Raw genomic sequence first — 23099 nt, 5'->3', positions numbered from 1 at the left:
AGCGTTTATTCGCCGATCGTCAGCAACGATGCGTTACCGCCCGCCGCCGTCGTATTGATGGTGAGCGTGCGCTCGCCGGCGAAACGGAACAGGTAGTGCGGGCCACCGGCTTTCGGACCCGTACCCGACAGACCTTCGCCACCGAACGGCTGCACGCCGACCACCGCGCCGATCTGGTTGCGGTTGACGTAGCAGTTACCGACGCGGGCACGGCTCTGGATGAATTCCACGGTGTCGTCGATACGGCTGTGGATGCCCAGGGTGAGGCCGTAGCCGGTGGCATTGATGTCGTCGACGACCTTGTCGAGCTCATTGCCGTTCCAGCGGATCACATGCAGCACCGGGCCGAACACTTCGCGGGTCAACGTGGATAGCGACGGGATCTCATAAGCGCGCGGCGCGAAGAAGGTGCCGTTACCGGTGGCGGCGGGGTCGAGCGCGACTTCGCCGATCTTCTTCGCTTCCTTGTCCATACGCGCGGCGTGGTCGACCAGGATTTTCTTCGCATCCTCGTCGATCACCGGGCCTACGTCGGTGGACAGCTGGGCCGGGTCGCCCACCTTCAGCTCGGTCATCGCGCCGGCCAGCATCGCGCAGACCTTGTCGGCGATGTCTTCCTGCACGAACAGCACGCGCGCAGCGGAGCAGCGCTGGCCGGCGGACTGGAAGGCGGAGGAGATCACGTCCTTGACGATCTGCTCGGGCAGGGCGGAGGAGTCGGCGATCATCGCGTTCTGGCCACCGGTCTCGGCGATCAGCGCGGCGATCGGGGCGTTGCGAGCGGCGAGCGCGCGATTGATCGCCCAGGCGGTTTCGGTGGAGCCGGTAAAGGCGACGCCAGCGATGCGCGGGTCGCGGGTCAGCGCGGCACCGACGGTGGCGCCGTCGCCCGGCAGGTACTGCAGCACGTCAGCCGGCACACCGGCGTCGTGCAGCAGCTTCACCGCGGCGTGGCCGATCAGGCTGGTCTGCTCGGCTGGCTTGGCAATCACGGCATTGCCGGCAGCCAGTGCGGCGCTGACCTGGCCGAGGAAGATCGCCAGCGGGAAGTTCCACGGGCTGATGCACACGAACACACCGCGGCCGTTGAGGAAGAGCTGGTTGCTCTCGCCAGTCGGACCAGGCAGCTGCTCCGGCTGGCCGAAGTAGCGGCGCGCCATGGTGGCGTAGTAGCGCAGGAAGTCGGCAGCCTCGCGGATTTCGGCGATGGCGTCGGGCAGACTCTTGCCGGCTTCGCGCACGCACAGGGCGATGAATTCGCCGCGACGCGCTTCGAGCTGCTCGGCGGCGTGCTCAAGGATGGCGGCGCGGCTGGCGGCCGGCAGGCGATCCCAGCCATGCTGCGCGGCGACCGCGTTGCTCAATGCCTTCTCGACGGTGGCGCTGTCGGCGGTGACATAGCTGCCCACCACCTGGCGGCGATCGGCCGGGTTGGTCACCTGCACGGAAGCGCCGGTGCTGTTAGCGCCTGGCACCAGCGGTGCAGCCGTCCACGGACCGGACTTCGTGTTGACCGCCTCGGCGAGGGCCTTCAATTCGTTGTCGTTGGAGAAGTTAACGCCCATGGAATTCTTCCGAAGTTCACCGTAGAGATTCACCGGCAGCGGAATGCGCGGGTGGGGGATGGAGGCGAAGGAACGCACCGTTTCGCAGGGATCGGCGACCAGCTCGCGCACCGGCAGGGTTTCGTCGACCACTCGATTGACGAAGCTGGTGTTGGCGCCGTTCTCGAGCAGGCGACGCACCAGGTAAGGCAGCAGGTCTTCGTGCGTGCCGACCGGTGCATACACGCGGCACGGCACATCGAGATTCTGCTTGCCGATCACTTCGGCATACAGATCCGTGCCCATGCCGTGCAGGCGCTGGTACTCGTAAGGACGGTTCTTGGCGAGGTGATGGACAGCGGCAATGCTGTGCGCATTGTGCGTGGCGAACTGCGGGTAGATCAGTTCGATGCCGGCGTCGAACAGTTTGCGTGCGCAGGCCAGATACGAGACGTCAGTGTTCGGCTTGCGCGTATACACCGGGTAGCCGGGCAGGCCGTTTTCCTGCGCGCGCTTCACCTCGGCGTCCCAGTAGGCGCCCTTCACCAGGCGCACGTACCAGCGGCGGTTGGCGGCGCGCGCGGTTTCGATCAGCCAGTCGATGACGAACGGGGTGCGCTTGGAATAGGCCTGCACCACGATGCCGAGACCGTTCCAGCCTTGCAGTGAGGGATGCGCGAATACATCGCCGAGGATGTCCAGCGAGAGTTCGAGGCGGTCGGCTTCTTCCGCGTCCACCGACAGCGCGATGCCATACTTCATCGCCAGCTGCGAGAGCTCCAGCAGCTTGGCGGTGAGGTCGCGGCGGGCGATCTCGCGCTTGGCCACTTCATAACGCGGATGCAGCGCGGAGAGCTTGACCGAGATCGACGGCGCGTCGGTGTGATTGGCGAACGGGCCGCGCGCACCGATGGCGGCGATGGCGTTGCGGTAATCCTGCTGATAGCGCTCGGCCGTCTCGCCGGTCAGCGCGGACTCGCCGAGCATGTCGTAGGAATAGCGATAGACCGCGTATTCCTTTTGTGCGCAGCGGTCCAGCGCTTCGCCGATGGTGCGACCCATCACGAATTGGTGGCCCATGATGCGCATGGCCTGGCGTACCGCGAGGCGGATGGCCGGCTCGCCGGCGCGGCCGACCAGGCGGCGCAGCGCGCCGGTGAAGTCGTGGCGGGTTTCTTCGGACAGCGTGACCAGCTTGCCGGTCAGCATCAGGCCCCAGGTCGACACGTTGACGAACAGCGACTCGCTCTGGCCCAGGTGCTTCTTCCAGTTGGCGTCACCCAGCTTGTCGCGGATCAGCTTGTCGGCCGTGGTGTTGTCCGGAATGCGCAGCAGCGCTTCGGCCACGCACATGAGAAGCACGCCTTCCTCGCTGGAAAGATCGTACTGGCGCATGAAGGATTCGACCGCGCTCTGGTCCTTGGCGCGGGCGCGCACGCGGGTTACCAGGTCGGCGGCAAGGTCGATCACCTTTTCGCGCTCGGCCGGCGGCAGGGTGGCCTGGGTGAGCAGGTCGTTGACTGCTTCGGTCTCGTCGCGCAGCCAGGCGGCAGTGATGCGCGCGCGGGCCGGCTCGGCGCCGGTGGGGAGTTCGGGGCTGAGAATAGGCTGGGTCACAGGGGCGTCAACAAGGTGGGAAAGCGCGGAAATTTCCGGATTGTACGCGCTCGCCAAGAGCGGACGCACCCGTACGTGAGGTTTTGCGCTGGCCACTGATGTTGTGTCGGTGCGATGTCAAGCACCTGCGTCATTCTTGCCCGTTCGGACGCTGCGGCCTATCATTCGCGGGTTCCAGGCACGCCGGTATTCCCATGATCGTGCTTCGACCAGCTGCGGCCGGCCTGCCGTGCGCGACGATGTGGCTCAAGCCCAATCGCGCTCTGAGCCGGCGTGATCTGCGTCGGCTGATCGGGGTACTGGCGGCTTTGGCGCTGACGACGGCCGGGTTGGGTGCGTGGCAGGGGAATGTGTTCGCCCCGTTGTTCGCCCTGGTCGAGTCCTCCGCGGTGGCTTTCGCCTTGGGCGTGGCCTGGCGGGCTGGCGATCGCAGCGAGCGCATCACCCTCGACGCTTCGTCGCTGGAGGTGCAATCCCTGCCAGGCCGGCGCTGCACACGCTTCCAGTCGTATTGGGTGCGGGTGCAGCTGAAGGACGGGACGGATCGCCGTCGTCTGCTGCTGACGTCGCATGGGCGCGAGCTGGAGATCGGGGCCTTTCTCGCCGATGAGGAGCGCGCCGAGTTGTCGAAGAAACTCATGGTGCTGCTGGCCGATCTCAACCGCCAGCCGCGCAGGTAGGTTCAACAAAGGTGCAAGACATGACATCTGGCGGCATCAAGCGAGCAGTCACAGCGTTGGCAACGATCGCCTTCGCGTTGTTCGGCGGCGTGGTTCAGGCGAACCCCGAGCCCGGACAACTGAACATGCCACGCGGCGTGACCACGTATTCACACGTGCCGTATTTCCTCAATAACGTCGCCCTTGGCGTCTGCGTCGTCATCGGCATCCTGGTGTTCGGCGCGATGTTCATCGCCATGTTCCGCTTCCGCAAATCGCGCGGCGCGGTGGCGGAGAAGTGGTCGCACAACACCACGCTCGAGATCGTGTGGACCACCATCCCGGTGATCATCCTGATCGTGCTGGCCTACCTGGCCACCGGCGGCCTCAAGACCTTCGCCGACACCACCGGCTCGCAGATGACCGTCAAGGTCACCGGCTACCAGTGGAAATGGCGCTACGACTATGTGGACTATCAGGGCAAGGCGATCGACAAGGTCGGCTTCATGTCCAAGCTGGACCGTGAGAGCGACGAGACCCGCCAGCTGAAGTCGGGCCTGGACCCGAGCGCGGTCAAGGTCGACGGCTACAACACCTACCTTATTAATGTGGATGAGCCGCTGGTCGTGCCCATCAACACCAAGATCCGCTTCGTGATCACCGCTGGCGACGTTATCCACTCCTGGTGGGTGCCGGCGCTGGGCTGGAAGATGGACGCCATCCCGGGCATCGTCAATGCGGCCTGGACCAACATCAATGAGCCGGGCGTGTACCGCGGCCAGTGCGCCGAGCTGTGCGGCCAGGATCACGGCTTCATGCCGATCGTGGTGAAGGCGGTGCCGAAGGCCGAGTTCGAGCAGTGGCTGGCTTCGAAGCAGCAGCAGTCGGCGCCGCCGGCTCCGGCCGCTGCTTCCACCGCCGCTGCGCCTGCCACGGCTCAAGTTGCTCCCGCCCCGGCCCCCAAGGGTTGATCCGGCTGCTCACGCAGTTTCACGTTATTCGCATTAGGTAGAGGTGCAAGGCCATGGCCCACGCAGCCACTCACGATCACCACGACGACCATCACGGCGCGCCGAAGAATTTCTTCGTGCGTTGGTGCATGTCCACCAACCACAAAGACATCGGCACGCTGTACCTGGTCTTCTCGCTGCTGATGTTCTTCATCGGCGGCAGCTTCGCCATGGTGATCCGCGCCGAGCTGTTCAAGCCCGGCCTGCAGCTGGTGCAGCCGTACTTCTTCAACGAAATGACCACGATGCATGCGCTGGTCATGATCTTCGGCGCGGTGATGCCGGCCTTCGTGGGCCTCGGCAACTGGATGATCCCGTTGATGATCGGTGCGCCGGACATGGCGCTGCCGCGCATGAACAACCTGTCGTTCTGGATCCTGCCGTTCGCCTTCGCGCTGCTGCTGTCCACCCTGTTCCTGCCGGGCGGCGGCCCGGCCGGCGGCTGGACCATGTACCCGCCGCTGTCGCTGCAGGGTGATTCGGTCGCCTACGTGGTGTTCGCGGTGCACTTGATGGGCATCAGCTCGATCATGGGCGCGATCAACATCATCGCGACCATCCTCAACATGCGCGCGCCGGGCATGGACCTGCTGAAGATGCCGGTGTTCGTGTGGAGCTGGCTGATCACCGCCTTCCTGCTGATCGCCGTGATGCCGGTGCTCGCCGGTGCGGTGACCATGCTGCTCACCGACGCCTACTTCGGCACCAGCTTCTTCAATGCCGCCGGTGGCGGTGACCCGGTTCTGTTCCAGCACATCTTCTGGTTCTTCGGGCACCCCGAGGTCTACATCATGATCCTGCCGGCCTTCGGCCTGGTCTCGGAGATCATCCCGACCTTCGCCCGCAAGCCGATCTTCGGCTACAAGGCGATGGTGTACGCGATTGCCTCGATCGCCTTCCTGTCGTTCATCGTGTGGGCGCACCACATGTTCGCGGTGGGTCTGCCGCTAGGCGGCGAAATCTTCTTCATGTACGCGACGATGCTGATCGCGGTGCCCACGGGCGTGAAGGTGTTCAACTGGGTCAGCACCATGTGGGGCGGCTCGATGACCTTCGAGACGCCGATGCTGTTCGCGGTCGCCTTCGTCATCCTGTTCACCATCGGCGGCTTCTCCGGCTTGATGCTGGCGCTGGCCCCGGCCGACTTCCAGTACCACGACTCGTACTTCGTGGTGGCTCACTTCCACTATGTGCTGGTGACCGGCGCGATCTTCGCCATCATCGGCGGAACGTACTACTGGCTGCCGAAGTGGACCGGCCACATGTACAGCGAGTTCTGGGGCAAGGTGCATTTCTGGAACAGCGTGATCTGGGTGAACGTGCTGTTCTTCCCGCAGCATTTCCTGGGTCTGGCCGGCATGCCGCGCCGTATCCCGGACTACAACGTCGCGTTCGCCAACTTCAACATGATCAGCTCCATCGGCGGTTTCCTGTTCGGCGCCGCGCAGCTGATCTTCCTCGGCGTGATCGTCCACGCGGTGTGGTTCTCCAAGAAGAAGGCCGCCGACCGTGTGTGGGAAGGCGCCAAGGGTCTGGAGTGGACCGTGCCGTCGCCGGCGCCGTATCACACCTTCGAGCTGCCGCCGGTGATTCACGACGACGAGCTGGCTCACGGCCACGTTGAAGACTGATCAATGAAAGATGCTCCGGCCCGGGCCGGAGCATCCGGAAACTGCGTTCCATGACTCAGCAACATCTGGATTCGATCAAGGAAGCACGCCGAAAGGGCGTGAAGCGCACCGCCCTGGTGGTGGGTGCCATCGCCTTCGCGATCTTCCTGCTGTCGATCTATCAGGCGCTGCGAGTCAGGTAAGCCAGTCATGTTTTGCATTTCCCCGTGCTGTACGGCGGGGTGGAAGTAACAAGAGAAAATCCACGGGGATTTCACCATGGGTCATCAGCAAGGCGCTTATTTCGTTCCGTCCAAGAGCTATTGGCCGATCGTGGCCGCGGTCGTCATGTTCATCACCGTGTTCGGTGCCGCGCACTGGCTGAACGCGCAGCCCGGTGAGGCCGGCTTCGGCAAGACCGCGCTGACGATCGGTTTCGTCGGCATCCTGCTGATGTTCTTCGGCTGGTTCCGCTCGGTGATCCGCGAATCACTTGCCGGCAGCTACAACAGCCAGGTGGACACCTCGTTCCGCATGGGCATGATGTGGTTCATCTTCTCCGAGGTGATGTTCTTCGCGGCCTTCTTCGGCGCACTGTTCTACGCGCGCATGTTCTCGGTGCCATGGCTGGGTGGCGAAGGCCACGGCGTGCTGACCCATCAGTTCCTGTGGAGCGAATATGCCGCGGCATGGGGCGCCAACGGTGGTGGCGGCCCAGCCAAGATCGGTGGCGATTTCCAGACGGTGCTGCCGTGGGGCCTGCCGCTGCTGAACACGCTGATCCTGCTCAGCTCCAGCGTCACCGTGACCATCGCGCACCACGCGCTGAAGGCCGGCCATCGCGGCAAGATCCTGGTGTTCCTGGGCCTGACCGTGCTGCTGGGCGCCACCTTCCTGTACTTCCAGGCCCACGAGTACATCGAGGCCTATAAGGACCTCAACCTGACCCTGCAGAGCGGCGTCTACGGTTCAACGTTCTTCATGCTCACCGGCTTCCACGGCATGCACGTGACGCTGGGTACGATCATGCTGGCGATCATCTGGCTACGCTGCGCCAAGGGCCATTTCACCAAGGAACACCACTTCGCCTTTGAAGCGGTGGCCTGGTACTGGCACTTTGTGGACGTGGTATGGCTGGGCCTGTTCATGTTCGTCTACATCCTCTGAGGCGCCTGGGCGCCACAGCAAAAAGCCCGCCTTCCGGCGGGCTTTTTTGTTCCTGTAGGAGCGCACCCTGTGCGCGAACCTCAGGCCATCGCTTCGTAGGTTTTTCCGCGCACAGGGTGCGCCCCTACAAGGGCGCCTTGGCCGCGACATCGCGTGCGAGGCGCTGGGCCTGACGGCCCGCTACAATTACTGACCCACGCCGTGCGGGTGCAGCCAGCCCATCCAGATGCCGAACACGACCATCAGGATGAGCAGCAGCGAGAGTCCGATACGGCGGGTCAACGCCCATACCGTGCGCTTGCTGCCGTCCTTGTCGGTCATCATGAAATACAGCGCTTGACCGAGATTGAACAGCACCACCAGCAGCAGGATCACCAGCGCATATTTGTAGATGGTTTCCACGTGATTGGTCCAAGCGACGACGATATCCGCAGTATAGCGTTCGCCTGTGGTGGCTCTGTATGAGCCTGCTGCGGCGTCCTGCCTGGTGGGCCGTGCTGCTGACGCTGGCCGGAACCTTGCTGTTCCTGCGTTTGGGCGTGTGGCAGCTCGATCGCGCGAACGAGAAAGAGCAGCTTCTGCGTCGCTATGCCACGTCGGCGACTGCCCCTGTGCGCGAATTTGCCGCAGCGGTGGATACGTCGACGGCAGACGCTTATCCGCACGTGCAAGTGCATGGCGAATACCTCGCCGATCGCATCTATCTGCTCGACAACCCCAAGCACGATCAGCGCGGTGGGGTGGAGGTCTACGTGCCGTTCCGGATGTCCGGCCAAAGTCGCCTGCTGCTGGTCGACTTGGGCTTTCTGCCAGGCAATGGCACGGATCAGGCGCCGCAACTGCCGCCGCTCCCCACGGGTGAGCGCGAACTGCAAGGTCTCTATCAGCCGCCGCCGGGTGTGGGTTTCGAGATGGGCGGTGATGCGCTCGCGCGCCAGTCGAGCTGGCCCAAGACCACGGTTTATCTGGACGTGCCACAACTGTCCAAAGACCTCGGTGCGCTGCTCTATCCGCACGTGCTGTTGCTCGATGCCGATCCTGCCGCGATCTACGTGCGCGAGCACACGCCCGACTTCAGTTCGATGCCGCCGGCGCGACACCGGGCCTATGCCTTCCAATGGTTCACCTTCGCCGTTGTGGCGGTGGTGATGTTTTTCATCCTGCATCGCAGGCGCAAACCGAAAGCCTCGGACTCGCCATGACCCAGCCAGCCAGCGCGGCACAACGCAGTAGCCGCATGAAACTTCTTTTGATCATGGCGGTGTTTGCCGCGCCGATCATCGCCGCCGGGCTGCTGACTTTCAGCGGCTGGCAGCCGACCGGCAAAGCCTATGGCGAACCGATCATGCCGCAGCGCAACTTCGCGGACGAAAATCTGCGGGTGCAGACGGCGGACGGCCAAACCTGGACTTGGCGTGCCGCCGAACCGAAGCTCACCCTGATCGCGCTGCCGGGTCCGGGTTGCGCCAAGCAGTGTATGGATACGCTGACCAAGATGGCCGCCGCCCGTATCACGCTCAATCGCAACGCACCGCGCCTGCGCCTGCTGTTCATCGGCACGCCGCCTGCCGATGCCGACAGTGACGGCATGAAAACCTTCTGGCAGATCGGCAACGACAGCGACGGCAAACTCGCCAACTGGCGCCCGGCCACGCCGGACAGCGTGAGCGCGCTGCTGGTCGAATCCAACGGCACCGCGCTGGCCTTGTATCCTGCCGGCTTCGATCCGACCGGTCTGCGCAAGGATCTGCAGAAGGTGATCCGCTGATGTCGTCCCGTTCCGTGAAAATCCTGCGCGGCCTGGCGCTGCTCGCCGCTGTGTTCGCGTTCGGCGTGGTGATGTTCGGCGCCTTCGTGCGCCTGTCCAACGCCGGTCTGTCCTGCCCGGACTGGCCGACCTGCTACGGCAAGGTCAGCTGGCCGGAACACCAGCATGAAATCGCCCAGGCCAACCAGGCCTTTCCCGATCGCCCGTTCGAAACGCATAAGGCCTGGCGCGAACAGGTGCATCGCTTCCTCGCCGGCACGTTAGGTGTGCTGGTGCTGGCCTTGGCGCTGATCGCAAGCTGGCGGCGCCCGTGGGCGCGCTATGCGGTGATTCTCGGCGCGATCTTCGCGGCTGGCGGCATCAGCTTCTATATGCATGGCGAGCACATGTGGTCGTCGGTGCTGTCAGCCTTCGCCATCGGTTTGCCATTGTTGGCTGCCATCGGGCTGGATCGCCCCGGCGCGTGGCGCATCAGCGTGCTCGCGCTGGCGGTGATCATCTTCCAGGCCATGCTCGGCATGTGGACGGTCACCCTGTTGCTGAAGCCCATCGTGGTGATGGGCCATCTGCTGGGCGGCATCACTACATTCGCATTGCTCGCTTACGCAGCGATGCGTTTTGCGGGCGTCGGCGCACAAAGCGATAGTCACGCTGCGCTGCGTCGCCTGGTAGCGATCGGTATCGTGCTGTTGATCGCGCAGATCGCTTTGGGCGGATGGACGTCCGCCAACTACGCCGCGCTGGCCTGCGGCACGGATTTCCCCAAATGCCTGGGCCAATGGATGCCGCCGACCGATTTCAAGGAAGGCTTCGTGCTGTGGCGCGGCATCGGTGTGAACTACGAAGGCGGCGTACTCGATATGGCCGCGCGCAGCGCGATCCAGATCGCGCACCGCATCGGCGCGCTGGTGGTGTTCTGCTATCTCGCCTGGCTGGCGCACAAGGTGTCGCGTCGCGGGCTGCGTGGTTTCGGATTCTCCATTGCGGTGGTGCTGGTGTGCCAGGTACTGCTCGGCGTGAGCAACGTGCATTTCGGCCTGCCGCTACCGGTGGCGACGCTGCACAACGGTGTGGCGGCACTGCTGTTGTTTGTATTGCTGGCCACCCTGGCGCGCACGCAGCGCAAACCGAGCGACACCATGTTCCAGAACCTGGGACGACCCGTATGAGCCGTTTCAACGAATACCTGGAATTGACCAAGCCGCGCGTGGTGGCGCTGCTGGTGTTTTGCGCCGTGATCGGCATGTTCCTCGCCGTGCCGGGCATCCCGCCGTGGCGTGCATTGGTGTTTGGCACGCTGGGCATCTGGCTGGCGTCGGCTTCGGCGGCGGCGTTCAATCATCTGATCGATCAGCGTATCGACAAGCTGATGGCGCGTACTGCTCATCGGCCGCTAGCCACTGGGCATCTCACGCCGAATCAAGTGATGACTTTCGCGTTGGTGCTGGGCGTCGTTTCCATGCTGGTGCTGGTGTTCCTGGTGAACCCGCTGACCGCGTTGCTTACCTTCGGCGGGCTGATCGGCTATGCGGTGGTCTATACCGCCTACCTCAAGCGCGCGACGCCGCAGAACATTGTGATCGGCGGCCTCGCTGGTGCGATTCCGCCGGTGCTCGGCTGGACTTCGGTGACCGGAGAGATGCACGCGTTCGCGTTGCAGCTATGCCTGATCATCTTCGTGTGGACGCCGCCGCATTTCTGGGCGCTGGCGATTTTCCGTCGCGACGATTACTCGCGTGCGCAGGTGCCGATGTTGCCGGTGACGCATGGCGTGGTGTACACGCGCTGGCATGTGTTGTTCTACACGATCCTGCTGGTGCTGGTGACCTTGTTGCCGGCACTCACGGGTTATAGCGGGATGGTTTATCTCGGTGGGGCGGTGGTGCTTGGCGCGGGCTTTCTTTATTACGCGATCCGGTTGCTCAATCCGCCGGATGAGTTGTTTGCGATGAAGGTGTTCAATTATTCCATCGTGTATTTGATGGCGTTGTTTGCTTTTCTGTTGGTGGACCACTGGGTGGTGGAGCCGTTGGTGCAGCAGGGGTTGGCGTTTCAGCGCGCGGTTTGAGGTCGGTTGTCGTATCCAACTTTGGGTTGGCATTCGTCATTCCGGCGTAGGCCGGAATCCAGTGGCGTTGTCGCTTCGATGGTCGCGTTGTCGCGGCCGGGCTCGCCTGCCGCGGGCTTTCGAACCGCTGCCGCGGTCCGAGTCACTTTCTCTTGTTTGCCCAAGAGAAAGTAACCAAAGAGAAGGGCACCCCTCTTACGCGCCCTCCGGCTTCGCCTGCGGGTTCGTGAGGGTTGGCCGGGCTTTTCGACAGGACATCCATGTCCTGTCGAAAAGGCATCGGCATCCCTGCCGACGCCCCCTTCGGGGCCTGATCGTCCAACCCTCACCGCTCCACAGGGGACCCGTCACGGGCTCGCTTACGCATCGCCTTTCGGAGCAACTGCTCCCTCTCCCCTCTGGGGAGAGGGTTGGGGTGAGGGGTGGGTGCTTGGGATCGCGTTGCCTTGAGAAGTTGGGTTCACCAACAACACTTCCCGCAAAAACTTTCGTCACCCAATTCAGTCGCTTTGGGTTGACACTCCCGCAATGCAGCAAGACAATGCGCGCGCCACTCGGCGCGCTGCGTCCCGTGGCATCCCTGTCCGACCAAACCAAGGCATATGGACGTTTACCCTAGTCGCAACGTCGACATCCGCGAGCATCGGGTGCCGGCATTGCATAACAAGCTGATTGCCTGCGGCGACCGCCTGCGGTCGGCTGGTGCTTTCCTAGACTAGGGAAGACCGGCCCACTCCTGACGGCTGCCAACGGCGCCGTTACGAGGAGATGGGCTATGAAGCTCCTTCGCGATTTTTTCCGTCTGCGCACCGCGGGTCGTGCTCTATTGGGCCGCCGTGATGCTTCCCGTCGTTCCTGGACCATCACCGTGCCCGAGCCGCTGGTGAAGCCGGTGCCGAATAACGTGATCGACATGCACTGGAACGCCGACCCGGCCCGTGGCCGCCCGGTCGCGCATTGGCATGACCATGCCGCGTCGCAAGCACGCGGTCATCTGCAGCTGGTATCTAGTCACTGATGTCGACATCAGCGATCAGCAAGGCTGCGCCCCGCAAGGGATGGCCCCCGCCAGTGCCCTGGTGTGGACCGCAAGTGCGGTCGTAGCAAGGCGTCAGTGCACGCGGGCGAGGCCCGCCGACTCGCTGATCTGCCCCAGTACCAGGAAATCCACGGAAGCGAGTCATGATCAAGCATTCCACCCAGACCGTCGCCAGCAAGACGGCCGGCAAAGGCGCAGCCGCACCGGTTCGCGTCTCCGTTGCCATGGAAGCGTTCCGCCACAACGAGGCCTTGTTCGCCGCGTTGGATACGAGTGCCGCCGGCCTCAATGAAGAGCAGATCGCTGAGCGGCTGGACCGCGACGGCATCAACGAGGTGTCGCACGAGAAGCCGCCGCACTGGTCGTACCAGCTGCTGCGTGCATTCAAGAACCCCTTCATCATCGTGTTGTTGGTGCTGGCCGCCGTGCAGTTGTTCACGGATGGCGAGGACCTCACCGGGCCGATCATCATCGCGGTGATGGTGAGCATCAGCGTGCTGCTGAGCTTTACCCAGGAGTACCGTTCCTCGAAGGCCGCCGAGAAGCTCAAGGCGATGGTGCGCAATACCGCCACGGTGACGCGCCGTGCTTCGGACGGCCATAGCGAGCGCATCGAGGTGCCGGTAGGCGAGCTGGTCGCGGGCGACATCGTGCACCTCGCCGCGGGCGACATGGTGCCGGCTGATCTGCGTCTGTTCAGCGCGAAGGACCTGTTCATCAGCCAGGCCATCCTCACCGGCGAATCGCTGCCGGTGGAGAAGTCCGCACCGACGCCAGCGCAGACCAGTGACGAAAGCGCGCACAACGCGCTGGACAATCCGCTGGACCTGCCCACTGTCTGCTACATGGGCACCAACGTGGTCAGCGGTACTGCCAGTGCTGTGGTGGTGGCGACCGGCTCGCGCAGCTATCTCGGCTCGCTGGCGCGCACCATCGTCGGTCAGCGCGTGCAGACCAGCTTCGACCGCGGCGTGAACAGCGTCAGTTGGCTGCTGATCCGCTTCATGGCGGTGATGGTGCCTATCGTTTTCCTGATCAACGGCCTCGACAAGCACGACTGGCTGCAGGCGTTCCTGTTCGCACTTTCCGTGGCGGTGGGCCTTACGCCGGAGATGTTGCCGCTGATCGTCACCGCCAACCTCGCCAAGGGCGCCTTGGCGATGTCCAAGCGCAAGGTGGTGGTGAAGCGCCTCAACGCGATCCAGAACTTCGGCGCGATGGACGTGTTGTGCACCGACAAGACCGGCACACTGACGCTGGACAAGATCGTGCTGGAACGCCACCTCGATCTGTACGGCGAGGAGTCGGATGAAGCACTGGAGTACGGCTACCTCAACAGCCGCTTCCAGACCGGCCTGAAGAACCTGATGGACAAGGCGGTGCTGGAGCATCGCGACCTGGAGCAGGCGGCCGCGCACTACCGCATCGTCGACGAGATCCCGTTCGACTTCCAGCGCCGCCGTATGTCGGTGGTGCTGGGTAACGGCGACGGCAACGATCTGCTGGTGTGCAAGGGTGCAGTCGAGGAAATGCTGTCGATCTGCGACTACGCCAAGGCCGGTGACGAGATCCTGCCGATGACCGACGCGCAGCGCGCCGACATCAAGGCGATGACGCGCGGCCTCAATGAAGACGGTCTGCGCGTGCTGGTCGTGGCGATCAAGCATCAGCCGCCGGCCGGCCGTGCCTACGGCGTGGCCGACGAAAGCGGGCTGACCGCGATCGGCTGCCTGGCCTTCCTCGATCCGCCGAAGGACTCGGCCGCCACCGCGATTGCCGCACTCCACCACCACGGCGTGGAAGTGAAGGTGATCACCGGCGACAACGAAGCGGTGACGCGCAAGATCTGCCGCGAGGTAGGCCTGGACGTGGAGCATTCCGCACAAGGCAAGCACATCGAGCCGCTGAGCGACGAAGAGCTGGACGTGCTGGTCAAGCGCACCACCGTGTTCGCCAAGATGTCGCCGCTGCAGAAGGCGCGCGTGGTGAAGTCGCTACAGCGCCAGGGCCACACCGTGGGCTTCCTCGGCGACGGCATCAACGATGCGCCCGCACTGCGCGAAGCCGACGTCGGCATCTCGGTGGATACCGCCACCGACATCGCCAAGGAGTCGGCGGACATCATCCTGCTCGAAAAGAATCTGATGGTGCTGGAGGAGGGTGTGATCGAAGGCCGCATCACCTTCGGCAACATCATCAAGTACATCAAGATGACCGCCAGCTCCAACTTCGGCAACATGTTCTCGGTGCTGGTGGCGAGCGCATTCCTGCCGTTCCTGCCGATGCTGCCGCTGCAGATCCTGGTGCTGAACCTGTTGTACGACATCTCGCAGCTGTCGATTCCGTTCGACCGCATGGACGATGACTATCTGCGCAAGCCGCGCAAATGGGACGCCAGCGACATTGGCCGTTTCATGGTGTGGATCGGCCCGGTGAGCTCCATCTTCGACATCACCACCTTCCTGCTGCTGTGGTACCTGTTCGGCGCCAACAGCACGGGTCACCAGTCGTTCTTCCAGTCCGGCTGGTTTGTGGAAAGCCTGCTTACGCAGACGCTGATCGTGCACATGATCCGCACCAAGCGCATCCCGTTCCTGCAGAGCGTGGCGGCGGCGCCGGTGCTGGCGCTGACTACCGCGATCATCATCATCGGCATGCTGGTGCCCTATAGCGGGCTCGGCGCGAAGATCGGCATGGAGCCACTGCCCGGCGTGTACTACGTATGGCTGGCTGCCACGGTGCTGACGTATTGCGTGCTGACCCAGCTGGTGAAGCTGATCTACATCCGCCGCTACGGGCGTTGGCTTTAATCTCGCCTACCTGTCGACTTGGCATGGCTTAGCGCCAAGTCGCGGCTACAGAAGCGATCGGCTCCCTCCCTGCATGCAGGGGGAGGAGTAAGTCGCGCCATAGGCATCTACTTTTCAAGGAGCGGCACATGAAAGGCACTTTCGCCTTGCTCGACATTGCCGGCTACGTCGCCCTGCTGCTGTGGGGCACGCACATGGTCACCAGCGGCGTGCTGCGTGGCTACGGCAGCATGCTGCGCCGCTGGCTGGGGCGCTACCTCGGGCATCGTCCCGCGGCGTTCGCTTTTGGCATTTGCATCACCGCGCTGTTGCAGAGCAGTACCGCGGCCGGCCTGATGGCCACCTCGTTCGCCGCCAGCGGCTTCCTTGGCCTGGCGCCGGGGCTGGCGGTGATGCTCGGCGCCAACGTCGGCACCACGCTGATCGTGCAGGTGATGTCGTTCGATATCTCAGTGGTGGCGCCGATGCTGATCCTGCTCGGCTTTGCGATTCATCGCCGCAGCGATGACGCGCGCTACGAAAACCTGGGCCGCGTGGCGATCGGGCTGGGCCTGATGCTGCTCTCCCTGCATCTGCTGGTGACTTCGCTGGCGCCGGTGGAGAACGCGCAAGTCATGCGTGCGATCGTGCAAAGCCTGGCTTCCGAGCCGGTGCTGGCCGTACTCGTGGCGGCGCTGCTGACTTGGCTGTTCCACTCCAGCGTCGCCATGGTGCTGCTGATCGCTTCGCTGGCCAACGCGGGTGTAGTGGACGCGGCCGGTGCGCTAGCGCTGGTGCTTGGCGCCAATCTCGGCGGCACGCTTCCGGCACTGCTGGAAGCGCACACGCCGATGGCGCGGCGCCTGCCGCTGGGTAACCTACTGGTGCGCGCGTTTGGCTGCATCGTCTGTCTGCCGCTGTTGCATCCGTTGACGCAGTGGCTGGCACCGCTCGGCGCGTCGCCAGCGCGCATGGCCGTGAACTTCCACACCGCCTTCAATCTCGCTCTGGCGGTGTTGTTCATCCTGCCGGTCGAGCGCATGGCGCAGTTGCTGGTGCGTCTGCTGCCCGATCCGCCGCGTCCGGATGATCCGGGTGTGCCGCAGTACCTCGACGAAGGCGCACTGGAATCCGCCAACGTGGCGCTGGCCAACGCCGCGCGCGAATCGATGCGCATGGCTGACATGGTCGAGGGCATGCTGAAGGGCTTGGTGGAGGTATTCGGCAAGGACGACCGCGCCCGCGCGGCCTCGATCAGCCGCATGGACCCGTGGCTCGACCGCCTCGGCATGGCCATTCGCGAATACCTCGCGGACCTGGGCAGTGAAGCCTTGAACGAAGAGGACGGCGAACGCAGCCAGGAAATCCTGGCCTTCGTGATCAACATCGAACACATCGGCGACATCACTGCCAACAACCTGATGGAGTTCGCCGCCAAGAAGGCGGAGCGCGGACAGGATTTCTCCGCCGACGATATCCAGGACCTGGCGGCGATGTACAACCTGGTGATGGAAAGCCTGCGCCTTGGGCTCACCGTGTTCCTGCGCGGCGACCTGCGCGCGGCGCAGCAGCTGGTGGCACGCAAAGAGGCGCTGTGGCGGCTGGAGAACGAAGCTTCCGAGCGGCACATCCGCGCGCTGCGCGAGCGCCGCGATGGCGGCGGCGGTGGCGATGTCTACCTGCGCATCCTGCGCGATCTCAAACGCATTCACTCGCATCTGGCGGCGCTGGCTTATCTGCCGCTGGAACGTGCAGGCCTGCTGCAAGACCGGCTGGTGCGTGAATCCGTCACACCGCGCGCAGCCGTCTGAGCGGCCCCGACGAACAAGGAGAGATCCGACCTTGGACTCAGACTCTACAAGTAGCCATTCAAGCCTGAATCACCGATCGCACTGAACGTCGCCTCCGCGCAGCTCTCATGAGCCATCGCTCATGAATGCAGCCCGGACGCGGCGGCCGGTGACGGTCCGACCGCGGACGGGTAGCGCCCGCAGCCTGAATCGGGCTGCCAGCTTTCCCTTCTGCACGCATGCCTTGTGGTCATACGGCCACGGCAGGCTTGCGCGTGCCATATGCCTATAGGGGAAACCCCATGCTGTTCCGCTCAAAGAATCATCCGGCCCGCCCGATTTTTGCCCTCGCACTGTCTGTCTTGTTGAGTGCGTGCGGGCACGGTGACAAGCATCAAGAAGCCGCTCCCGCGGTAGTCGACGATCACGGTGTGCTGCGCGTGCCGGAGAAATCGCCGCTGCGCGCGCGCCTGAAAATACAGCCGGTGGAGCAGCGCGACCTCGCGCATCCGCTGTCAGCACCCGCCATGGTCGAGGCCGATCCAGCCCACACCGTAAACATCCTGCCGCCCGTGACCGGACGCATCGCGGAGTTGAAAGTAGGGCTGGGCGACCGCGTGACGCGCGGCCAGGTGCTCGCGGTGATCGCTTCGGGTGACTACGCGCAGGCGATGTCCGACCGGCAGAAGGCGAGCGACGCGCTCGCATTGGCAAAGAAGACGCTGGATCGCGCGGAAGGCGTGAAGCAGGCCGGCGGCGCGGCGCAGAAGGATCTGGAAACCGCACGCAGCGCGTTCGTGCAAGCACAGGCCGAATACGACCGTGCCGACACGCGCCTGACCTCGCTGGGTGCGCTGGCCCTGGGCAAGGGTACGGCGCATTGCATGGTCGTGGTCGCGCCAACCGACGGCAGCATCACCGCGCTGTCCGCGGCGGCCGGCGCATTCGCCAACGATCCAAACGCGCCGCTGATGACCATCACCAACCTCGACCACATCTGGGTCACCGCCAACGTTGCCGAGAACGAAGCCCGGCAGATCGCGCCGGGGCAGCAGGCCGACGTCGTGCTGCCGGCCTGGCCGGGTCGCAGCTTCCACGGCACGGTGCAATCGGTCAGCGACGTGCTCGACGCCGATTCGCGCCGCGTCAAGGCACGCATCGTCATGCCGAATGTCGACGGCGCGCTGAAGACCAACATGTTCGCCACGGCCACCTTCCAGGTGCCGCAGCCGAAGGTGCTGCTGGTGCCGCAATCCGCGCTGCTGATGAACAACGACAGCGTCACCGTCTTCGTCGAAATATCGCCGTGGGCGTTCCAGCGTCGTACTGTCGAGCTGGGTCAGGACGAGGGCGGCGAGACACGCATCACCAAGGGCCTGCAGCCGGGCGATCGCGTGGTCGCGGCGGGCGGAGTGCTGATCAATGATTGATAAGCTCATCGCATGGTGCCTGCACAAGCGCACGCTGGTGTTCGGCGTGGCGATCCTGGTGATGATCTACGGTCATTACGCCTGGACCCAGCTTGCGGTGGAGGCCTATCCCGAACTCAGCGACGTCACCGCCCAGGTCACCACCCAGGTGCCGGGCCTCGCCGCGGAAGAGATCGAACAGCAGATCACCATTCCACTGGAGCGCGCGCTGGCCGGCACGCCCGGCGTGGTCTCGACACGTTCGAGCAGCACCTTCGGCCTGTCGCTGATCACCCTGGTATTCCGCGACGGCGCGGAGGACTACTGGTCGCGCCAGCGCGTGATGGAACGCATCGCTGGTGTCACCCTGCCGGCCGGTGTGACACCTACACTGGATCCGGTTTCTGGCCCGGCCGGCGAGATCTATCGCTACACGCTCGAGTCCGATACCAGGAACCTGATGGAGCTGTCGGAAATCCAGCGCTGGAAAGTGATCCCAGCGCTGCAGCAGGTGTCCGGCGTGGCGAATGTCGACAACTTCGGCGGTTTCACCAAAGAGTTCCAGCTCGAGGTGGATCCGCAGAAGTTGTTGCAGTTCGGCGTCGGCATGAACGACGTGATCACTGCGATCAGCGCCAACAACACCAATGCTGGTGGCGGCCGCGTGACACGCGGCGAGCAGTCGTACGTGATCCGCGGCGAAGGTCTGATGCGCACGCTCAAGGACATGGGCGACATCGTGGTGACGCAGCACAACGGCAACCCGATCCGCGTGAGTGACCTTGGCAAGCTGCAGTACGGCCACCAGATCCGCGAAGGCATCCTGGGCAAAGACAACAACCCGGATACCATCGAAGGCATCGTCAACCTGCTCAAGTACGAGAACCCCTCACTGGTGCTCAAGGGCATCCACGCCAAAGTGGATGAGTTGAACAAGCGGCTGGACGCGCAGGGCGTGCGCATCGTGCCCTTCATCGATCGCGACGATCTGGTGCAGGCCACGGTGAGCAAGGTCTCGCACACCGTGATCGAAGGCGTGGGCCTGGTCTGCATCGTGCTGATCCTGTTCCTGGGCAGCCCGCGCAGCGCGCTGGTGGCGGCGGTGACCATTCCGTTCGCGCTGATCACTGTGTTCATCGTGATGCATTTCACCAAGATGCCGGCAAACCTGTTTTCGCTGGGCGCGATCGACTTCGGCGTGATCGTGGATGGTGCGATCGTGGTCACCGAGGCGATCCTGCGCAAGCGCGAGGCGCGCCCGAATGCCTACCTGCACGAGGCTGACGTACTCGGCGCGACCAAGCAGGTGGCGCGGCCGATTTTCTTCGCCACGCTGATCATCATCACGGCGTATGCACCACTGCTCGCGTTCGAGCATGCCGAAGGCAAGCTGTTCTCGCCGATGGCGCATACCGTGGGCTATGCCTTGCTTGGCGCACTGCTATGCGCGATCACCCTGGTGCCGGCACTGGCCTGGCTGGCGCTGCGCAAGCCGCGCAAGATGTTCCACAACAAGCCGCTGGAGCGTTTGCAGGCCGCTTACCGGCGCATGCTGGAACGCCTGCTCGGGCGTCCGCGCATCACCTATGGCATCGCCGGCATTGCCCTGGTCGCGGTGATCACGCTGGGCATGAGCATCGGGCGCGAATTCCTGCCCGAACTCGACGAAGGCTCGCTGTGGGTGCAGGTGCAGCTGCCCAGCGGCCTGTCGCTGGAGAAGGCGAGCGAGATGGCCAGCGAGTATCGCCGCGTGGTGGGCGAGTTTTCTGAGGTGAGTTATGTCGTCACCCAGCTTGGCCGCAATGACACGGGCAGCGATCCATGGACGCCGTCGCACATCGAATCCGGCGTGGGCCTCAAGCCTTACGACGAATGGCCGTCGGGCGAGAGCAAGGCCGAGTTCGTGCGCCGCCTCAACGCGCGTCTGCAACAGATTCCCGGCATCAGCGTAGGCATCAGCCAGCCGATCATCGACGGCGAGAACGACATGGTCGGCGGCGCGCACAGCCCCCTGGTGCTGCGCATCTACGGCGATGACTTCAAGGAACTGCGCCGCATCGGCGGCGAGATTGTCGATGTGCTGAAGAGCGTGCGCGGCACCGCCGACGCGTCGATCTTCCAGGAGCCGCCGATCCCGCAGCTGACGGTGAAGGTGGATCGCGATGCCGCCGCGCGCTATGGCATCAACGTGGCGGATATCAACACGCTGATGCAGACCGGTGTGGGCGGCTCGCCGATCACCCAGGCTTATGTGGAAGATCGTGTGTACAACGTCACGGCGCGGGTGCCGCATCAAGTCGCCGCCAATCCCGAAGCGCTCGGCAAGCTGGTGCTCACCGCGCCGTCTGGCGCACGGGTGCCGCTGGCTATGCTGACGCGGATCACCCTGCAGTCCGGCGAAAGCACCATTGCGCATGAGAGCGGGCATCGCCAGATCACCGTGCGCATCGACAACCGCGATCGCGCGCTTTCCGAATACCTGGCCGACGCGCAGGACAAGATTGCCAGCACGGTGCATTTCGACGCGCAGCAGTACCGCCTGGAGTGGGCCGGCCAATTCGAGAACCAGCAGCGCGCGCAGTCGCGCCTTGTACTGGTGATGGGGCTGGTGCTGGCGGTAATGGCGGTGTTGCTGTTCGCCGAGTTTGGCAATCTGCGTCAGGCCTTGCTGGTGCTGGCGGTAGTGCCGTTGGCGACGCTGGGCGGCCTGATCTCGCTGCACGTGAAGGGCGAGACCTTGAACATCGCCACGGCGGTGGGCTTTATCGCGCTGTTCGGCGTGGCGGTGCAGAACGGCATCATCATGGTAGCCAACTTCAATCGCATGCGGCGCGAAGGCCATGGCGTGCGCGACGCCGTGCTGCTCGGCGCCACCGAGCGTTTCCGCCCGGTGCTGATGACCGCCACCGTAGCAAGCGTTGGCATGCTGCCCGCCGCGCTCGCCACCGGTATTGGTACCGATGTGCAGCGCGGTCTCGCCACGGTAGTGGTGGGCGGCCTGGTGATCGCCACCTTGCTCACGCTGTTCATTCTTCCCGCGTTCTATGACGTGCTGGAGCGCTTCGTCGAGCGCCGCCTGCGCCGTCACTCGCATCCGGCCAAGGAGATCTGACCATGCGTATCGCATCCATGACGTCGAACGGATGGCAGGGCGGTCGCGCCCTGCTGGCGCTGGGCATCGCCATCGCGCTCGGCGGCTGCGCCGTCGGTCCCGATTACCGCCGGCCGGAGGCGCCCAAGGCGCAGACCTACGCAGCCACGCCGCAGGCGGAGACAACAGCTTCCACTTCCGCGCCGGGCGGTGAGGCGCAGCGGCTGGTGAAGTCGATGGACATCCCAGGCCAGTGGTGGACGCTGTTCCATTCCGAACCGCTCAATGCCTTGATCGCCGACGCGCTCAAGCACAACGCGGATGTCGACGCGGCGCATGCCGCGCTGCAAGTGGCGTGGGAGAACGTCTATGCACAGCGCGCCGCGTACTTCCCGTCGGTGAGTGCGGGCGTCAATCCGACACGGCAGGACATCGCGAAGGATCTGGCCAGTCCGGCCGCGTCGGGCGCGAGCCTGTATAGCCTGACCACGGCGCAGGTGAGCGTGTCCTACGCACCCGACCTGTGGGGTGGCAATCGCCGCCAGGTGGAATCACTGGTGGCCGACGCCAACGCGCAGCGCTTCCAGCTGGAAGCTACCTATCTGACCCTGACCAGCAACTTGGTCAACGCGGCGATCGGAGAGGCCTCGCTGCGTGCGCAGATCGACACCTCGCAACGGATCATCGATCTGCAGACGCAAGTGCTCGACACGCTGAAGCGACAGTACGCGCTCGGCGATGTGGCAGAGACGACGGTGGCCGCGCAGGTGGCCACGCTCGAGCAAAGCCGCGCCACCTTGCCGCCGCTGCAAAAGCAGCTGGCCCAGCAGCGCGATCTGATGGCGGCGCTTAGCGGACGCACGCCGGACCAGGCGATCGATGCGAGCTTCACCCTGGACAGTCTGCAACTCCCCGCCGAGCTGCCGATGAGTCTGCCGGCGCAATTGGTCGAGCAGCGCCCCGATGTGCGCGCGGCAGAAGAGCAACTGCACGCGGCCAGCGCGGATGTCGGCGTCGCCATCGCCAACCGCCTGCCGAATGTGCAGATCAATGCGAGCTTCGGCCGTGCTTCGGAGAAGGCCAGCCAGCTGTTCTCTGGCGGTGCCGGTTTCTGGAATCTTGGCGGCAGCATCACCCAGCCGCTGTTCGACGGCGGCGCGCTGAAGCACAAGCAACGTGCCGCTGAAGCCAGTTACCGGCAGGCGGCGGCGCAGTACCGCGGCGCGGTGCTCGGTGCGGTGCAGAACGTGGCCGACACGCTGCATGCGATCCAGGCCGATGCGGACGCACTGGTAGCAAACGAACGGGCCGAGCGCGCGGCTGCACGCAGCCTGGACATCGCCAGGCGCCAGCTGGCGCTGGGCGATATCAGCGAAAGCGCCATGCACACCGCCGAGCTGACCTGGCAGCAGGCCAGCCTGGCGCTAGTGCAGGCCAGGGCGGCGCGTTATGCCGATACGGTGGCGTTGTTTCAGGCGCTGGGTGGCGGCTGGTGGCATCGGGATGATGCGACGGCGTTGACGTCAAAGGCAGAGTGA

General features: G+C 64.3%; 17 protein-coding genes. 15 read left to right on the top strand and 2 right to left on the bottom strand.

Translation table 11 applies throughout. The annotated features are described in order from the left end of the window. Window positions 1-5: 5 nt before the first annotated feature. A complete protein-coding gene (putA, locus tag BM338_RS03790; protein ID WP_090449484.1) occupies window positions 6-3161 on the bottom strand; it encodes a bifunctional proline dehydrogenase/L-glutamate gamma-semialdehyde dehydrogenase PutA in 3156 nt (1051 codons plus the stop codon). Between the two features lie 239 nt (window positions 3162-3400). Between putA and BM338_RS03785 the strand changes: the two genes are divergently transcribed. From BM338_RS03785 to BM338_RS03770, 5 genes are all read left to right on the top strand, one after another. Next, window positions 3401-3841: a DUF2244 domain-containing protein gene (locus tag BM338_RS03785; RefSeq protein WP_090450098.1), complete on the top strand. Its 441-nt coding sequence runs from the start codon at window positions 3401-3403 to the stop codon at window positions 3839-3841. 20 nt (window positions 3842-3861) lie between these two features. Then, window positions 3862-4791 (top strand): cytochrome c oxidase subunit II, encoded by a 930-nt coding sequence (gene coxB, locus BM338_RS03780; protein ID WP_090449483.1) that lies wholly within the window; start codon window positions 3862-3864, stop codon window positions 4789-4791. 53 nt (window positions 4792-4844) lie between these two features. Continuing rightward, the gene (gene ctaD / locus BM338_RS03775; RefSeq protein ID WP_090449482.1) at window positions 4845-6461 is read left to right on the top strand and encodes a cytochrome c oxidase subunit I; all 1617 of its coding nucleotides are present in this window, start codon (window positions 4845-4847) and stop codon (window positions 6459-6461) included. Window positions 6462-6511: 50 nt separating this feature from the next. Beyond that, a complete protein-coding gene (locus BM338_RS21720; protein ID WP_255367180.1) occupies window positions 6512-6643 on the top strand; it encodes a hypothetical protein in 132 nt (43 codons plus the stop codon). Between the two features lie 76 nt (window positions 6644-6719). Beyond that, window positions 6720-7607 carry a cytochrome c oxidase subunit 3 gene (locus BM338_RS03770; protein WP_090449481.1) on the top strand — a complete coding sequence of 296 codons (888 nt, stop codon included), beginning with the start codon at window positions 6720-6722 and terminating at the stop codon, window positions 7605-7607. 186 nt (window positions 7608-7793) lie between these two features. Here BM338_RS03770 and BM338_RS03765 read toward each other — a convergent pair whose 3' ends face one another. Continuing rightward, entirely contained in the window at window positions 7794-8009 is a 216-nt protein-coding gene (locus tag BM338_RS03765) for a twin transmembrane helix small protein (RefSeq protein ID WP_090449480.1), read from the bottom strand. 59 nt (window positions 8010-8068) lie between these two features. Between BM338_RS03765 and BM338_RS03760 the strand changes: the two genes are divergently transcribed. The 10 genes from BM338_RS03760 (at window position 8069) to BM338_RS03715 (ending at window position 23099) form a co-directional block, all read left to right on the top strand. Continuing rightward, entirely contained in the window at window positions 8069-8809 is a 741-nt protein-coding gene (locus tag BM338_RS03760) for an SURF1 family protein (RefSeq protein ID WP_090449479.1), read from the top strand. A 35-nt stretch (window positions 8810-8844) separates the two neighbouring features. Next, on the top strand, window positions 8845-9375 hold the full coding sequence (locus BM338_RS03755; protein WP_255367179.1) for a hypothetical protein: 531 nt from the start codon (window positions 8845-8847) through the stop codon (window positions 9373-9375). Beyond that, window positions 9375-10544: a COX15/CtaA family protein gene (locus BM338_RS03750; protein WP_090449477.1), complete on the top strand. Its 1170-nt coding sequence runs from the start codon at window positions 9375-9377 to the stop codon at window positions 10542-10544. The genes BM338_RS03755 and BM338_RS03750 overlap by 1 nt, the downstream gene beginning before the upstream one ends. After that, on the top strand, window positions 10541-11443 hold the full coding sequence (gene cyoE / locus BM338_RS03745) for a heme o synthase (protein ID WP_090449476.1): 903 nt from the start codon (window positions 10541-10543) through the stop codon (window positions 11441-11443). Before BM338_RS03750 ends, cyoE begins: the two co-directional genes overlap by 4 nt. A 775-nt stretch (window positions 11444-12218) precedes the next feature. Continuing rightward, entirely contained in the window at window positions 12219-12461 is a 243-nt protein-coding gene (locus BM338_RS03740) for a hypothetical protein (RefSeq protein WP_090449475.1), read from the top strand. A gap of 164 nt (window positions 12462-12625) precedes the next feature. Next, window positions 12626-15292, top strand: coding sequence for a magnesium-translocating P-type ATPase (gene mgtA / locus BM338_RS03735; RefSeq protein WP_090449474.1), 2667 nt, complete (start codon window positions 12626-12628; stop codon window positions 15290-15292). A 128-nt stretch (window positions 15293-15420) separates the two neighbouring features. Beyond that, complete coding sequence (locus BM338_RS03730) at window positions 15421-17082, top strand: Na/Pi cotransporter family protein (protein ID WP_090449473.1); 1662 nt, start codon at window positions 15421-15423, stop codon at window positions 17080-17082. Window positions 17083-17363: 281 nt separating this feature from the next. Further along, on the top strand, window positions 17364-18491 hold the full coding sequence (locus BM338_RS03725; RefSeq protein ID WP_090449472.1) for an efflux RND transporter periplasmic adaptor subunit: 1128 nt from the start codon (window positions 17364-17366) through the stop codon (window positions 18489-18491). Continuing rightward, window positions 18484-21582 (top strand): efflux RND transporter permease subunit, encoded by a 3099-nt coding sequence (locus BM338_RS03720; RefSeq protein WP_090449471.1) that lies wholly within the window; start codon window positions 18484-18486, stop codon window positions 21580-21582. Before BM338_RS03725 ends, BM338_RS03720 begins: the two co-directional genes overlap by 8 nt. A 2-nt stretch (window positions 21583-21584) precedes the next feature. Continuing rightward, window positions 21585-23099: an efflux transporter outer membrane subunit gene (locus BM338_RS03715; protein ID WP_255367178.1), complete on the top strand. Its 1515-nt coding sequence runs from the start codon at window positions 21585-21587 to the stop codon at window positions 23097-23099.

This window comes from Dyella sp. OK004, from assembly GCF_900114495.1.
In the GTDB taxonomy this organism is placed as follows: Bacteria; Pseudomonadota; Gammaproteobacteria; order Xanthomonadales; family Rhodanobacteraceae; genus Dyella_D.
This window is presented reverse-complemented; position numbering and strand designations above follow the sequence as displayed.